This is a genomic window from Plantibacter sp. 2H11-2, from assembly GCF_050031945.1.
Classification (GTDB): Bacteria; Actinomycetota; Actinomycetes; order Actinomycetales; family Microbacteriaceae; genus Plantibacter; species Plantibacter auratus.
Window position 1 is genome coordinate 699,034 of record NZ_JBNBBL010000001.1, and the last position, 14,450, is coordinate 713,483.

Annotated in this window: 14 protein-coding genes and 1 tRNA gene; 5 read left to right on the top strand and 10 right to left on the bottom strand. The window is 69.1% G+C overall.

Annotation, left to right across the window (positions count from 1 at the left end; all coding sequences use genetic code 11):
* Nucleotides 1-155: 155 nt before the first annotated feature.
* The 4 genes from groL to ACQG07_RS03250 all read right to left on the bottom strand — a co-directional run bounded on the left by groL (nucleotide 156) and on the right by ACQG07_RS03250 (nucleotide 3,365).
* Nucleotides 156-1,775 carry a chaperonin GroEL gene (gene groL / locus ACQG07_RS03235; RefSeq protein WP_064296567.1) on the bottom strand — a complete coding sequence of 540 codons (1,620 nt, stop codon included), beginning with the start codon at nucleotides 1,773-1,775 and terminating at the stop codon, nucleotides 156-158.
* Nucleotides 1,776-1,979: 204 nt separating this feature from the next.
* A complete protein-coding gene (locus tag ACQG07_RS03240; protein WP_079705369.1) occupies nucleotides 1,980-2,183 on the bottom strand; it encodes a cold-shock protein in 204 nt (67 codons plus the stop codon).
* Between the two features lie 285 nt (nucleotides 2,184-2,468).
* Entirely contained in the window at nucleotides 2,469-3,041 is a 573-nt protein-coding gene (locus ACQG07_RS03245; RefSeq protein WP_274499572.1) for a LytR C-terminal domain-containing protein, read from the bottom strand.
* Nucleotides 3,042-3,062: 21 nt separating this feature from the next.
* The gene (locus ACQG07_RS03250; protein WP_192005402.1) at nucleotides 3,063-3,365 is read right to left on the bottom strand and encodes a DUF3263 domain-containing protein; all 303 of its coding nucleotides are present in this window, start codon (nucleotides 3,363-3,365) and stop codon (nucleotides 3,063-3,065) included.
* A gap of 223 nt (nucleotides 3,366-3,588) precedes the next feature.
* Here ACQG07_RS03250 and msrB point away from each other — a divergent pair, with 223 nt between their 5' ends.
* Together msrB and ACQG07_RS03260 are read left to right on the top strand one after the other, a co-directional pair.
* A complete protein-coding gene (msrB, locus tag ACQG07_RS03255; RefSeq protein ID WP_079705364.1) occupies nucleotides 3,589-4,008 on the top strand; it encodes a peptide-methionine (R)-S-oxide reductase MsrB in 420 nt (139 codons plus the stop codon).
* The gene (locus ACQG07_RS03260) at nucleotides 4,005-4,553 is read left to right on the top strand and encodes a nitroreductase family protein (protein WP_085510333.1); all 549 of its coding nucleotides are present in this window, start codon (nucleotides 4,005-4,007) and stop codon (nucleotides 4,551-4,553) included. Before msrB ends, ACQG07_RS03260 begins: the two co-directional genes overlap by 4 nt.
* Before the next feature lie 42 nt (nucleotides 4,554-4,595).
* Here the strand turns inward: ACQG07_RS03260 and ACQG07_RS03265 are convergent, their stop codons facing one another.
* The 3 genes from ACQG07_RS03265 to ACQG07_RS03275 form a co-directional block, all read right to left on the bottom strand.
* A complete protein-coding gene (locus tag ACQG07_RS03265; RefSeq protein WP_274499571.1) occupies nucleotides 4,596-5,552 on the bottom strand; it encodes a DMT family transporter in 957 nt (318 codons plus the stop codon).
* A 61-nt stretch (nucleotides 5,553-5,613) separates the two neighbouring features.
* Nucleotides 5,614-5,689 (bottom strand) — tRNA-Thr (locus tag ACQG07_RS03270).
* 46 nt (nucleotides 5,690-5,735) lie between these two features.
* Nucleotides 5,736-6,704, bottom strand: a complete 969-nt coding sequence (locus ACQG07_RS03275; RefSeq protein ID WP_079705360.1) for a DsbA family protein — start codon at nucleotides 6,702-6,704, stop codon at nucleotides 5,736-5,738.
* Between the two features lie 256 nt (nucleotides 6,705-6,960).
* Here ACQG07_RS03275 and ACQG07_RS03280 point away from each other — a divergent pair, with 256 nt between their 5' ends.
* Both ACQG07_RS03280 and ACQG07_RS03285 read left to right on the top strand, forming a co-directional pair.
* Nucleotides 6,961-8,070, top strand: a complete 1,110-nt coding sequence (locus tag ACQG07_RS03280; RefSeq protein ID WP_079705359.1) for an ABC transporter ATP-binding protein — start codon at nucleotides 6,961-6,963, stop codon at nucleotides 8,068-8,070.
* Between the two features lie 104 nt (nucleotides 8,071-8,174).
* Nucleotides 8,175-9,455 carry a DUF4032 domain-containing protein gene (locus ACQG07_RS03285; protein WP_064296363.1) on the top strand — a complete coding sequence of 427 codons (1,281 nt, stop codon included), beginning with the start codon at nucleotides 8,175-8,177 and terminating at the stop codon, nucleotides 9,453-9,455.
* A gap of 96 nt (nucleotides 9,456-9,551) precedes the next feature.
* On the opposite strand, the gene rlmB is transcribed toward ACQG07_RS03285, so the two are convergent.
* Nucleotides 9,552-10,562, bottom strand: a complete 1,011-nt coding sequence (gene rlmB / locus ACQG07_RS03290) for a 23S rRNA (guanosine(2251)-2'-O)-methyltransferase RlmB (protein WP_064296364.1) — start codon at nucleotides 10,560-10,562, stop codon at nucleotides 9,552-9,554.
* On the bottom strand, nucleotides 10,552-12,006 hold the full coding sequence (gene cysS, locus ACQG07_RS03295) for a cysteine--tRNA ligase (RefSeq protein WP_274499569.1): 1,455 nt from the start codon (nucleotides 12,004-12,006) through the stop codon (nucleotides 10,552-10,554). Before cysS ends, rlmB begins: the two co-directional genes overlap by 11 nt.
* A gap of 40 nt (nucleotides 12,007-12,046) precedes the next feature.
* Here cysS and ACQG07_RS03300 point away from each other — a divergent pair, with 40 nt between their 5' ends.
* Complete coding sequence (locus ACQG07_RS03300) at nucleotides 12,047-13,159, top strand: winged helix DNA-binding domain-containing protein (RefSeq protein ID WP_426737130.1); 1,113 nt, start codon at nucleotides 12,047-12,049, stop codon at nucleotides 13,157-13,159.
* A gap of 11 nt (nucleotides 13,160-13,170) precedes the next feature.
* On the opposite strand, the gene ispD is transcribed toward ACQG07_RS03300, so the two are convergent.
* Entirely contained in the window at nucleotides 13,171-14,421 is a 1,251-nt protein-coding gene (gene ispD / locus ACQG07_RS03305) for a 2-C-methyl-D-erythritol 4-phosphate cytidylyltransferase (RefSeq protein ID WP_426737131.1), read from the bottom strand.
* Nucleotides 14,422-14,450 lie beyond the last annotated feature (29 nt).

A 14,450-nucleotide genomic window follows, 5' to 3' on the forward strand; every position in this document is an offset into this window, starting at 1 on the left:
CGGGCCGATATGCCGTTCCGGTCACGTCTCCACAACGACTGTCGGACCCATGCGGAAACAGGCATACAGATCGAGGGTTCTCCCCGATGCGTCTGGTGGAAACGACGCAGGGCGCCTCCCGAAGGAGACGCCCTGCGCAGGTGTTGCTGTCGGACTTAGAAGTCCATGCCACCGGTCGGGTCGCCGGCCGGAGCCGGGTTCTTCTCCGGCTTGTCGGCGACGACGGCCTCGGTGGTGAGGAACAGGCCGGCGATCGACGCTGCGTTGAGCAGCGCGGAGCGGGTGACCTTCACCGGGTCGTTGATGCCGGCAGCGAGCATGTCGACGTACTCACCGGTCGCGGCGTTGAGGCCGTGTCCGACGGGCAGGTTGCGGACCTTGTCGGCGACGACGCCAGGCTCGAGGCCTGCGTTGAGCGCGATCTGCTTGAGCGGAGCGTCGATGGCGACCTTGACGATGTTCGCACCGGTCGCCTCGTCGCCGACGAGCTCGAGCTTCTCGAACGCGGTCTTGCCGGCCTGGATCAGGGCGACGCCACCACCGGCGACGATGCCCTCTTCAACGGCAGCCTTCGCGTTGCGAACGGCGTCCTCGATGCGGTGCTTGCGCTCCTTGAGCTCGACCTCGGTCGCTGCACCGGCCTTGATGACCGCAACACCGCCCGCGAGCTTGGCGAGACGCTCCTGGAGCTTCTCGCGGTCGTAGTCGCTGTCGGTGTTGTCGATCTCCTTGCGGATCTGCGAGACACGACCGGCGATGGCGTCGGCGTCGCCGGCACCCTCGACGATGGTGGTCTCATCCTTGGTGATGACGACCTTGCGCGCACGGCCGAGCAGGTCGAGGGTGACGGTCTCGAGCTTGAGGCCGACCTCCTCGGAGATGACCTGGCCACCGGTGAGGATGGCGATGTCCTGCAGCTGAGCCTTGCGGCGGTCGCCGAAGCCCGGAGCCTTGACGGCGACGGACTTGAAGATGCCACGGATCTTGTTGACGACGAGCGTCGCGAGAGCTTCGCCGTCGACGTCCTCAGCGATGATGAGGAGCTGCTTGCCCGACTGGATGACCTGGTCGACGATCGGCAGGAGGTCCTTGATCGCGGAGATCTTCTGGTTGGCGATGAGGATGTAGGGGTCCTCGAACACCGCTTCCTGGCGGTCGGGGTCGGTCACGAAGTACTGCGACAGGTAGCCCTTGTCGAAGCGCATGCCCTCGGTGAGCTCGAGCTCGGTGCCGAAGGTGTTCGACTCCTCGACGGTGACGACGCCCTCCTTGCCGACCTTGTCGATCGCCTCGGCGATGATCTCGCCGATGGTGGTGTCGCCGGCGGAGATGGAAGCGGTCGCAGCGATCTCCTCCTTGGTCTCCACCTCCTTAGCGTTGGCGATGAGCTCGACCGTGACGGCCTCGACGGCCTTCTCGATGCCGCGCTTGAGGCTGATGGGGTCGGCGCCTGCGGCGACGTTGCGGAGGCCCTCGCGGACGAGCGCCTGTGCCAGCACGGTCGCCGTGGTGGTGCCGTCGCCGGCGACGTCATCGGTCTTCTTGGCGACCTCCTTGACGAGCTCCGCGCCGATCTTCTCGTACGGGTCGTCGAGTTCGATCTCCTTGGCGATGGACACGCCGTCGTTGGTGATCGTGGGGGCGCCCCACTTCTTCTCGAGGACAACGTTGCGACCGCGCGGCCCAAGGGTGACCTTGACCGTGTCAGCAAGAATGTTCAGTCCACGCTCGAGGCCGCGACGGGCCTCCTCGTCGAAAGCAATGATCTTAGCCATGTGTGTTTTTCGTCCCTCCCGGACGTCATGAACGTTGTTAGCACTCAATGAGTACGAGTGCTAAGTCGATTCTGGCACTCAGGGGGTGGGAGTGCAAGTGAGCACCGGCGCCCTGAGCGAACTCCCGGGAACAGCCCCGGAACGACGAACGACGCCGCCCACCGAAGTGGACGGCGTCGCAGGAATCGCGTACCTGATCAGCGGCTACGCCAGGCGCACACCCTCGGCCTGAGGCCCCTTTGCTCCAGTGCCGACCTCGAAGACGACCGCCTGGCCCTCTTCCAAGGACTTGTAGCCGCTCATGTCGATCGCCGAGTAGTGGACGAAGACATCCTGTCCGCCGTCGTCGACCGTGATGAAGCCGAAGCCCTTCTCAGCGTTGAACCACTTGACGGTTCCGTTCGCCATTTCATACTCCCATTGCTGCGTGCTCGCAGGCATCGACTGTTGCCGAACCCGGACCTGCCATCCGGGATCGGGACCCCGGTGACCACCCTGCGCCGAAGCGGACCCGGGGGCGAGTCGAGACGGGACGGGATGAGCGGCCAGTTCCAGATACTAATCCGGAGCACCGCGCGGATTCACCCCGAAATCGACAAATGGAGCGGAGTGATACGACAACTCAACATGGAGGAAACACTCCGGAAACACGGCGTTCCGGCAAACCGCGAGATCGACCTCCCTCAGCCGCGCTCAGGCGGCCGGCTGGTAGTCCGCGCCGACCACGACGACGATGCGGAGGACCGGTGCCTCGCCCTCCTCGACGGGGATCGCGTACGTGTCCGTGATCTGGATCGGGATGCCGCCGAGCGCGTTCGCGATGGCGCGGGCGACGCCCTCCTGCGACGGATCCTGGTAGTAGACGCCGCTCGCCGTGACGTCCTCCGTGCTGGCATCGCTCGTCGGGATCTGCTGCGTGAAGCCGGCGGCCGTGATCGCTGCCGCCGCCGATGCCGCCAGGCCGGCGGTGGGTGTGCCGTTCAGGACGAGGATGCTGGCCGCGGGGTCGATGACGGGGGCAGCCTCGGTCGGGGTGGGGGTCGGCGTGGGCGTGGCGCTCGGGCTCTGCGAGCCGCCGAAGAAGTCGATCCGGTCGTTCAGCCCGAACAGGGCGAAGGTGCCGACCCCCACGAGGACGAGCGTGGCGACGACGGCGACGAGGAAGGCGATCCAGCCGCGTCCCTTGGGAGCAGGGGCACGGTGCGCACCGACGCGCTTGAGGTCGGGGACCTCGTCGAAGCGGTCGGGCGGGAAGGATTCAGCCATGGTGTGGTCTCCGAGAGCTGCTCAGCCGTCGGTGCGGGGAGCCGGGGCTCCTCGCGCCGAGAGTCGGGCGTCGCGGGTGCGCTGCAGCCGCTTGATCAGCATGGGGTCGTGGGCGAGGGCGGACGGCGAGTCGATGAGCGCGCCGAGCAGTTGATAGTACCGGGCCGGGGACAGGGCGAAGCGGTCGCGGATGGCGGCCTCCTTGGCCCCGACGTGCTGCATCCAGTGGGACTCGAACTCGAGGATCTCGAGCTCGCGCTGGTCGAGGCCTCCCGTCGGCGTCGACGCGTCGTCATCGGCAGGCGTGCGCGACGCTGGCTGCATGCTCATCTCCTGCCGATCGGTGCCGATGCGGCGACCGTGGAGTCATGCTCCGGTCCGCCGCCGTCCAAGTCTATTCAGCCGATGGCCGCCGGGCCGCATCCACCCCGGCGAGGGCCGACGTTCACCGGGAAGGATCAGGCTCGGTGCAGTGTTATGGAATACGTCGGGAGCCGCATGCACGAGGCAGCCCCGCACGTAGGATGACCGAGACGAATGGAGCAGCATGACGTACGACGTGTCGAAGACCGATGAGCAGTGGCGCGAGGAACTCACGCCGGAGCAGTATCAGGTCCTCCGCGGAGCGGCGACCGAGCGGGCCTGGACGGGTGAGCTCCTCGACGAGTCGCGCGCGGGCCTCTACACCTGTGCCGCCTGCAACGCCGAACTCTTCAAGAGCGGTACCAAGTTCGATTCCGGCTGCGGATGGCCGAGCTTCTACGAGTCCGTGAACCCCGAGGCGGTGCAGCTCATCGAGGACCGCACCCTCGGCATGGTGCGCACCGAGGTCCGGTGCGCCAACTGCGGCTCGCACCTCGGCCACGTGTTCGACGACGGCTTCGGCACGCCCACCGGCGACCGCTACTGCATGAACTCGATCGCGCTCAACTTCGCCGCGGCCGACACCACCGAGCCGACGGAGTGACCGAACCGGTCGAGCGCCCGGTCCTCGCCGCCGTCGCCGGACGCCGTTCGTGGTCCAAGGTCACCGACGTCGCTCCGAGTGACGCGGAACTCCTCGAGGTCCTCGGGGCCGCCGGTCGGGTGGCCGACCACAGCGCCCTGCGTCCGTGGCGGGTCATCACCCTCCGCGGCGACGACCGGGTGAAGCTCGGCCGGGCGCTCGCGAAGGCGGAGGGTGACTCGAAGCCCTCGACGAAGCCGCTCCGCGCGCCCCTGTTGCTCGCGGTCGTCGTGAGCGTGAAGAAGTCGAAGGTGCCCGCCTGGGAGCAGGAGGCGGTCGCGGCCGGAGTGGCCCACATGGTCAGCCTCCTGCTCGACGACGCCGGTTGGGGCGTGTTCTGGCGCACCGGCGGCGCGACTCGCGCCAAAGCGGTCCGGAAGGCACACGGCCTGAAGAAGGGCGAGGAGCTCCTCGGCTGGCTGTACGTCGGAGGGAAGCCGGGTAACGCTCGCACGGGGCGCCGCAAGACGATCAACGCGAAGGCGCACCTCAGCTCCATGCCCTGAGGACGGAGTCGCTCACGGCATCCGACGGCTCGACGGCTCGACTCAGTCGGCGGACGACGATGCCGTGGGACGACGCCTGAACCGCGCCGATGCGATCGCCACGGCGGCGAACGCGAGGAGTGTCCCGATGACCGTCGCGACATGCACGCCGCCGTCGTCGGTGGGCAGGAGCACGTCGAGGGCGAGCGCGCTCAGGGTCTGACCGGCCACTGTGCCGAGCCCGAGGATGAGCACGCCCGTGTGCTGCACGAGGAACGCCGCCACGGCGATGAACACGCATCCGATCGGGCCGCCGAGGTAGAGCCACCACTCCCCCGGGAGCGGTCCGGGCGGCGCGACGATGACCGCGTGGAGCACCGCGGCGATGACCAGCACGACCGTCCCGACGATGAAGTTGATGAACGTGGCGGCGAGGGTGCTCTGCGCCCGCATCTTCACGCGGCCGTTGACCGCCTGCTGCCAGCCGATCCCGATGCCGGCGAGGAGCGGGAGGACGAGCAGTCCGAGTGGGATGCTCCCGCCGAGCTCGCCCGAGACCGCGACGCCGACGGCGACGAGGGCGACGACCGCCCCGAGGACGCGCTGGACGCTCAACCCGACGACGCCTCCCGGGCCGAAGCCGATCCGGTCGAGCACGAGTCCGCTCGCCGTCTGGCCGGCGACGACCGCGACCGTGAAGAGGGCGACGCCGAGCGTGGCGGCGGTGAGCCCCTGCGAGAGCACGAGGAACGCGCCGGCACACCCACCGAGCACGGTCCACCAGGGCATCTCCCGGCGTCGGACGGCACCGGCCACCGTGGAGAGCCCCTGACGACCGGCGCGGGAGACCGCCAGCCCGACGGTGAGGATGATCAAGCCGCCGCCGAACGAGATCGCAGCTGCGGTGAACCCGTCACCGAGGCGGGCTCCGAGTTCACCGTTCAGCCTTGCCTGCACCGCGATGAAGGCACCGCTGACGACGGCGATGAGGAGCGCGAGCGGCGCTGGGACACGGGTCACGGGAGGGTTCCTTCCAATGAGGAACCGCCCACTCAGCGAGGCTGAGCGGGCGGTTCTCGGCTGGAGCCGACGACGGGACTTGAACCCGTAACCTACGCTTTACAAGAGCGTTGCGCTACCAATTGCGCCACGTCGGCCGACAGGGGCTGGCCCCGGTCCCACCCATCCTACGATGACGGCGGATCAGCCGTTGGTCACGGGCGACTCGCTGGCTCCCGGCGTCGGCGTGCCGGTGGAGTAGCTCTCGCTCGAGACGGCGAGGACGAAGGCCGCGAACTGCTCGGCGTCGGTGAGCGAACCGGTGTACTGCTTGCCGTTCACCAGGATGGTCGGCGTCCCCTCGACCTTGGCGACGTCGGTGCCGGGCAGCGGGCCGCTGCGCGCACGGTCGGTCGAGTCCTTCACCCACGACTTGTAGGTGCCGTCGTCGATGCAGGCGTTGATCTTCTTCTCGCCGCCGGAGATGACGCCCTTGGCGATCGACTTCAGCTCGGCGTCGGTCAGGCCCTCGGTGTTCTCCTTGGGCTGGTTCTCGAACAGTGCGGTGTTGAAGGAGAAGAAGTCGTTCGGCGAGTACTCCGCGACACAGGCCGCCGCGTTCGAGGCGCGCAGCGAGTACTGCGTCCCGAGCGAGAGGTTGCTCAGCGTTGCGAGGGGGTGGACCGTGTAGGTCGCGGCGCCGGCCTCGAGCCAACCCTTGACCTGCTCGGCGTTCGTGGTCTCGAACTGACCGCAGTAGGGGCAGAGGAAGTCCTGGTAGACGGCGATCTCGACGCCGTCGGCGGCCGGGGTCTCGGAGGCTGCCGGTGTCTCGGCCGGGGCGGGCTCCGCGGGGGCGGCCGGATCGGTCGCGCTCGGCGTCGGTGTGGACGCACCGGCCGGGGCCCCGACCAGCTGCAACCCGGCGGAGACGGTGAAGCCGTCGTTCTTGGCCGCGGTCGGGACCGGTCCGGCGGGCTTGATCGACGTCACGATGATGACCGCCACCACCGCCACGATCGCGAGCGCACCGAGCACGATGCCGCCCTGGAGCAGCACCCGGTTGCGGCGGTCGCGGCGCTTCTGCTGCTCGCGCAGCACCCGCGCCTTCTCGCGTGCCGCGTCGCGTCGTTCGTTCTTGGTCGGTCGGTTCTGCGATCCAGCGCCAGACATTGATCCTCGTTTCGGGGGGCTCGCGCTGCGGAGACGAGGCAGCGCCAAACAGAGTAATCGTAGACCTGCCGCCTGGGAGAGGCCCAAACCAGGCCGGGAGCCGGCTGTGCGTCCACCGAGAGATCCACTGGCCGCTGGACCTTCCATTCACAGGTGGTCGTGGCATACTGGAATGGCGAACCTGCCATCGATGACGGGTTCGCGTCCATTCACAACGGATCGTCCGGCACGTACCTGCCGGTGAAGGAGAACAACCATGGCGTCTGTGACGTTCGACAACGCAACCCGTTTCTACCCGGGTGGCACCCGCCCCGCGGTCGACAAGCTGAACCTCGAGGTCGCCGACGGCGAATTCCTCGTCCTCGTCGGCCCGTCCGGCTGCGGCAAGTCCACCTCCCTCCGCATGCTCGCCGGCCTCGAAGAGGTCAACGACGGCCACATCTTCATCGGCGACCGCGACGTCACCGATGTGCCGCCGAAGGACCGCGACATCGCGATGGTGTTCCAGAACTACGCGCTCTACCCGCACATGACCGTCGCCGAGAACATGGGCTTCGCGCTCAAGATCGCCGGCGTCGGCAAGGAGGAGCGCGCCACCCGCGTGCTCGAGGCCGCCAAGCTCCTCGACCTCGAGGACTACCTGACCCGCAAGCCGAAGGCGCTCTCCGGTGGTCAGCGTCAGCGCGTCGCGATGGGTCGAGCCATCGTCCGTCAGCCCCAGGTCTTCCTCATGGACGAGCCGCTGTCGAACCTGGACGCCAAGCTCCGCGTCCAGACCCGCACCCAGATCGCGTCGCTGCAGCGTCGTCTCGGCGTCACCACCGTCTACGTCACCCACGACCAGACCGAGGCGCTCACCATGGGCGACCGCATCGCGGTCCTCAAGGACGGCATCCTGCAGCAGGTCGGCACCCCGCGCGACCTCTACGAGAAGCCGAACAACGTCTTCGTCGCCGGCTTCATCGGCAGCCCGGCCATGAACCTGTTCGAGGGCGAGATCGCCGACGGCGGCATCAAGCTCGGCGGATTCATCATCCCGGTCGAGCGCGAGATCACCGACGCCGCTCCGTCGAAGAACGTCACGGTCGGCGTGCGCCCCGAGGACATCACCGTGTCCAGCAACTCGGGCTCCGGCATCGAGGTGACCGTCGACCTCGTCGAGGAGCTCGGCGCCGACGGCTACCTCTACGGCCACACCGACGTCTCCGGCAAGCGCACCGACATCGTCGCCCGCGTCGACGGTCGCAACCACGCGCACATCGGCGACACGGTGTTCCTCGCGCCGACGCCGCACCACGTGCACGCGTTCGACTCGGCATCGGGTGAGCGTCTGGGCAACAAGCCGGTCGTGTCCTCCTCGATCTAGTTTCCCGCCGACGATGGTCGAGCGGTCGGTCTCCGATCGCTCGGCCATCGTCGTTTTCGCTTGTCCAGTCTCAGTACGACGATCCCTGAGGAGCGCTCCGCACCATGTCCGGCGCATTGAACATCACCGCTGCCACCGTCGACCCGGCGCTGCTCGATCTCCCCTGGGAGCTCCCCCTCGAGAACTGGCCGAATGAGGCCATCGCCTCGCTCCCGAAGGGCATCTCGCGCCACCTGGTCCGGTTCGCGAACCTGTCCGGCTACGTCATCGCCGTCAAGGAGACGACCGCGGAGATGGCGAAGGGGGAGTACGACATGCTGCGCACCCTGCAGCGGCTCGACATCCCCTGCGTCGACCCGCTCGCGGTCATCACGAACCGGAGCGATCGCAAGGGCCGTGAGCTGCCGAGCGTGCTCGTGACGCGGCACCTGAAGTTCTCACTCCCCTACCGTGCGCTCTTCCAGGGCACCCTCCGACCCGACACCGCGACCCGCCTCGTCGACGCGCTCGCCGTCCTTCTCGTCCGCCTCCACATCGTCGGCTTCTTCTGGGGTGACGTGTCGCTGTCGAACACGCTCTTCCGGCGTGACGCGGGAGCTTTCGCCGCCTACCTCGTCGACGCCGAGACGGGCAAGCTCTACGAGGGCGGGCTGTCGAACGGGCAGCGTGAGAACGACCTCGAGATCGCCCGGGTGAACATCGCCGGCGAGCTCCTCGATCTCGAGGCCGGCGGACGCGCCGACGCCGAACTCGACCCCGTCACCGTGAGCAACGGCATCGTCGCCGCCTACCGGTCCCTCTGGAAGGAGCTCACGGGCTCCGAGTCCTTCGACGCGTCCGAGCGCTGGCGCATCACCGAGCGCGTCCACCGTCTGAACGAACTCGGCTTCGACATCGAGGAACTCGCGATCAAGACGACCGACGAGGGCTCGACCGTGCGGATCCAGCCGAAGGTCGTCGACGCCGGGCATCACCAGCGCCGCCTCCTGCGGCTCACCGGCCTCGACGCGGGCGAGAACCAGGCGAGGCGCCTGCTCAACGATCTCGACGCCTACTCGGCCTCGTTCGGGAAGGACGGGTTCGACGAGGAGATGGCGGCGCACGAGTGGCTCATCCGCGTGTTCGAGCCGGTGGTGAAGGCAATCCCGCGCGAACTCCGCGGCAAGCTCGAGCCCGCCGAGATCTTCCACCAACTCCTGGAGCACCGCTGGTTCCTCGCGCAGAACGAGGGTCGCGACATCCCGCTGGCGGAAGCCGTCGGTTCCTACGTGAACACCGTCCTGCGGCACCGCCGCGACGAGGCGACCATGATCGTGCCGCCGACCGAGGCGATCAGCATCCCCGCCGCCATGACCGGACCAGTGGACTGGCGAGACCTCGTCTGACCACGTCCGTCTCCTCGACTGACGACAGACAGGCCCTCGGAACGGAGATCCGTTCCGAGGGCCTGTCCTCGTTCGTGCGGCGCGAGCGCCGGTCGCCTACTCGGCGTTCCGGCGACGCGCGATCTCGTACAGCGTCACGCTGGCCGCGATCCCGGCGTTGAGCGATTCGGTCGAGGCCGAGATCGGGATCGACACGACCGCGTCGCAGGTCTCGGTGACGAGGCGGGACAGGCCCTTGCCCTCGCTGCCGACGACCACGAGGATCGGCTGGTCGGCGAGTTCGAGCCCGGGAAGGGAGACGTCGCCGTCGCCGTCGAGACCGATCACGAAGACGCCGCGCTCCTTGAACGCTTTGAGCGTCTGGGTGAGGTTGGCGGCCATCGCGACCGGCGTCCGAGCCGCCGCTCCTGCCGAGGTCTTCCACGCGGAGGCGGTGAGGCCCACGCTCCGGCGCTGCGGCAGGATCACGCCGTGACCTCCGAAGGCTGCGGTCGATCGGATGATCGCACCCAGGTTCCGGGGGTCGGTGATGCCGTCGAGGGCGATGAACAGCGGGTTCTCGCCACGGGCGATGACCTGGTCGAGCAACTCCATGGGGTGCGCGTACTCGTAGGGCGGCACCTTGATGGCGAGGCCCTGGTGCACGCCGTCGAACCCGGCCATGCGGTCGAGCTCCGGACGCATGACCTCGAGCACCGGGATCCCGCGTCGGGTGGCGATGCTGAGCGCCTCCTTCACCCGGTCGTCCATCTCGATGCGGGTCGCGACGTACAGCGTGGTGGCTGGGATCTTCGCGCGGAGCGCTTCGAGGACGGAGTTGCGGCCGGTGACGACCTCGGACTCGTCGCTCGACTTCTGCTTGGTCCGGCCGTTCGTGGACGGGCGTCCGTTCTGGCCGGCCGCCTGCCTCGGCTTGCCGGTGCCGCCGGAGGCCGCGTAGCGCTCCTGCGCGGCCTTCCGCTTGCCGGCCGGGTGCCAGGCGCGGTCCTCGGCCTTGGGGGTCGGTCCACGCCCCTCGAGCGCCTTGCGGCCGAGGCCGCCGGTGCCCTTGGTGGGACCCTTCTTCGCTTTCTTCGGCCCGGTCGGGCGGGAAGGCTTACTTGCCACTGATACTCCAATGTGCTCCGGACGGGGTGTCTTCGATGGTGATCCCAGCCGCTGTGAGTTCGTCGCGGATCCGGTCGGCCGCTGCGAAGTCCTTGGCGACCCTGGCGTCCGCGCGATCGACGAGCAGACGCTCGACGAGTGCGGACAGGGATCGGTGAGTGACGGGGTCGGTGCCCGACGACCACGAAGGGTCGGTCGGGTCGATGCCGAGCACCCGGGTCATGTCGAGGACGGCGACCGCACGCTCGCGGGCTGTCGCCAGGTCGTCGCCGCCATCGAGGGCGGCGTTGCCGACGCGCACGGCGTCATGCAACACGGCGAGCGCACGGGGGATGTTCAGGTCGTCGTCCATCGCCTCGACGAAGGCGGCCGGGAGCGTCGCTCGACTGGCGGCCGTGGTCGTCTCGGTGAGCAGGTCGGCGCGGGCGGCACGATCGAGGAAGCCCTCGATGCGTCCGAGTGCGGCTTCGGCCTCGGCGAGTGCGCCCGGATGGAACTCGAGCGTCGATCGGTACTGCGCTGCACCGAGGTAGTAGCGGACCACGAGCGGCCGGGCTGCTGCCAAGAGGTCGGCTGCGTAGACGGAGTTGCCGAGGGACTTCGACATCTTCTGCCCGCCCGTGACGGCGACCAGCCCGTTGTGCAACCAGTACCGGGCGAAGGGGTCGCCGGCTGCGCTCGACTGGGCGAGCTCGTTCTCGTGGTGGGGGAAGCGGAGGTCAAGTCCGCCGCCGTGGATGTCGAACTCCTCGCCGAGGTACTTGGTCGACATCGCCGAGCACTCGATGTGCCACCCGGGCCGTCCCTCGCCCCAGGGCGACATCCAGCTCGCCGAGCGCGGCTCCCCAGGCTTGGTGCCCTTCCAGAGCGCGAAGTCGCGGGGATCGCGTTTGCCGCGAGGGTCGGCGTCGGTCGCGGCTTCCATGTGCTCGGCGGTCTGCCGGGTGAGCTCGCCGTAGCGGCTCCATGAGGCGGTGTCGAAGTAGACGTCGCCGGAGTCGTCGGGAGCCGGGTACGCGTGCCCGGCGTCGATGAGCCGCTCGATGAGCTCCTGCATCTCCGGGATGCTCGCCGTCGCGCGTGGTTCGTAGCTCGGGGGCAGGATGCCCAGGGCACGGTAGGCGGCCGTGAACTCGAGTTCGTACCGGTAGGCGAGCGCCCACCACTCCTCACCGGGCTGGGCGAACCCGCCCTCGACGCCGGAGGCGGCGTTCGCGAGGATCTTGTCGTCGATGTCGGTGACGTTGCGGACGAGCGTGACGCGGACCCCGGACGCCGTCAGCCAGCGTCGCAACTGGTCGTAGACGAGCGCGCTGCGGAGATGTCCGATGTGCGGGGAGGACTGCACGGTCGGTCCGCAGACGTACAGCCCCGCCTCGGCTTCGCGGAGCGGCACGAAGTCCCGGAGGGACTGCGTTTTCGAATCGTAGAGTCGGAGGGCCACGAGACCAGACTAGCCGCCGTCGTCCGGGCATGATGGTCCCATGACGACGGGACGCGACGACCAGCAGGTTCTCCGCGCGCGACTCGCGGCACAGCTCCTCGCCGGAGCCGATCACCGCTCCCCAACGGGTGTCGTCTCGCGGCTGCTCGCGGTCCAGGCCCAAGACCTCGCTTCGTCGCTGTGGGCGGTCGGCGTGAGGTCGAGCGGGACGACGATGGACGAGGTGCTCGCGGCGCTCGAGGACGGGTCGATCGTCCGGTCCTGGCCGATGCGCGGCACCCTGCATCTCGTCGCCGCCGAGGACCTCGGGTGGCTGCTCGGACTCGGTGTCCCGCGGGTCCGCTCGACGATCGCGGCCAGACACCGTCAGCTCGAGCTCGACGCCGAGACCTTCTCGCGCTCCCGTGCGCTCACCGAGGGACTGCTCAGCGGGCATCGGCGCGTGACGAGGGATGAGCTGCTGACGGCCCACACCGACGCCGGGATCCCGATCGACGGACAACGAGGCTCACACCTCATCATGGAACTCGCGATGTCGGGCGTGGTCTGCTGGGGACCGCCCGCTGGAAGACAACAGGCACTCGTCCTGACTGAGGAGTGGATCCGTGCACCGCGGGTGCTCGAGGCGGACGAGGCGCTCGGCGAGTTCGTCGTCCGGTATCTCACCGGCCACGGCCCGTCGACGATCGCCGACCTCACCTGGTGGTCCAAGCTCACCGTCGCACAGGCGAAACGCGGCGTCGAGGTGGCCGCCGGACGGCTGGTCTCCGAGTCGCGCGAGGGTGTCACCCGCTGGTCGGCGTCCGAGGGCATCGAGCCGTCACCTGCTCCACGGCGACCACGGGTGCTCGCGCTTCCCGGATTCGACGAACTGCTCCTCGGCTACCGCGACCGCGAGCTGACGCTCCCGGCGGCGTTCGCAGACCGAATCGTCCCCGGCGCGAACGGCATCTTCCTCCCGATGATCGCCGTCGACGGACGCGTCGTCGGCACCTGGCGCCGACGGACGAGCGCGACCGGCGTCGTCGTCACCCCGACGCCGTTCCAACCGCTGTCGCAGCGGGTGCAGGCGGGGTTCCGACGAGCCGCTGGCGAATACGGCCGGTTCCTCGGGCTCGGTGCGTCGGTCGACGAGGGCACGTCCGCCGACTGAGGACCGACCCGTCAGCGGCGGTCGATGAGGGCGGTGGCGATGGCTGTGACACCCTCGCCACGGCCGGTGAACCCGAGCGCATCCGTGGTCGTCGCCGCGATGCTGACCGGCCCGTGGACCAGCGCGCTCAACACGCCCTCCGCCTCCGTCCGACGTGGCGCGAACCGCGGGCGGTTGCCGACGAGCTGCACCGCGACGTTGACGACGACGAAGCCCGCGGCGTGCAGCCGTTCGACAGCTGCCCGCAGGAAGACCTCGCCGCTCGCCCCGGCGAAGCGGGGGTCGTCGGTGCCGAACATGGAGCCGATGTCACCGAGGCCGGCAGCGGACAGCAGGGCGTCGACGATGGCATGGGCGACCGCATCCCCGTCGCTGTGTCCGGCCAGCGGCCGTTCCCCCGGCCAGCTGAGGCCGGCGAGGCTCAGCTCGCCGACGTCGGCGAAGGCGTGGACGTCCATGCCGATGCCGGTCCTGATCGACGAGGTCGGCTGTGCGCCCACCTCGCGCTCTCGGCCTCGGTCCCGGTCCGCCAGGAGTCGCTCCGCGCGCTGGGCGTCCCACGGGGTCGTGATCTTGAACGCCGCCTCCGAGCCGCCGACGGTGAGGACGGGGTGTCCGGCGTCCGCGTAGAGCGCCGCATCGTCGGTGGCCGCCGCGAGACGGTCCTCGGCGACGCGGAAGGCCGCGACGAGGGCATCACGCGGGAACGCCTGCGGTGTCTGGACGGCTCTGAGGGCGGCCCGATCCACGGTCTGCTCGACGAGGTCGCCCGCGTCGATCCGCTTGATCGTATCGGTCACCGGGAGCCCCGGCACGACCCCCCACCCCGTCCGCGCTGCGGCGTCGATCACCCGTTCGAACTGTTCGGTCGGGGTGAGCGCTCGTGCGGCGTCGTGGACGAGCACCGTGCGGACTCCCGGCCACAGGGCGGCGAGTCCGGCGAGGACGGAGGACTGTCTCGTGTCGCCTCCGACGACGACGCGGAGGTGGTCGGCCGCCTTCCCCGCCGCGCGACGACCGATCGTCTCCGCCTCACCGACGCGATCCGCTGGAACCACGACGACGACCTGGACCGCGTCCCGCAGGCGGAAGACCGGGGCGAGCGCGTGTTCGAGTACGGTGCTGCCGGCGAGCGACACGAACGCCTTCGGGATGCCGGCACCGAGGCGCGTCCCACTGCCCGCCGCCACGACGATCACGCCGACAGCCGGGCCGTCCAGGGATGGGTCGGCAACGGCACCCGGTTCGTCGATCGCAGTCATGCCACGAGCCTACTTCTCGGGCGCCCCGC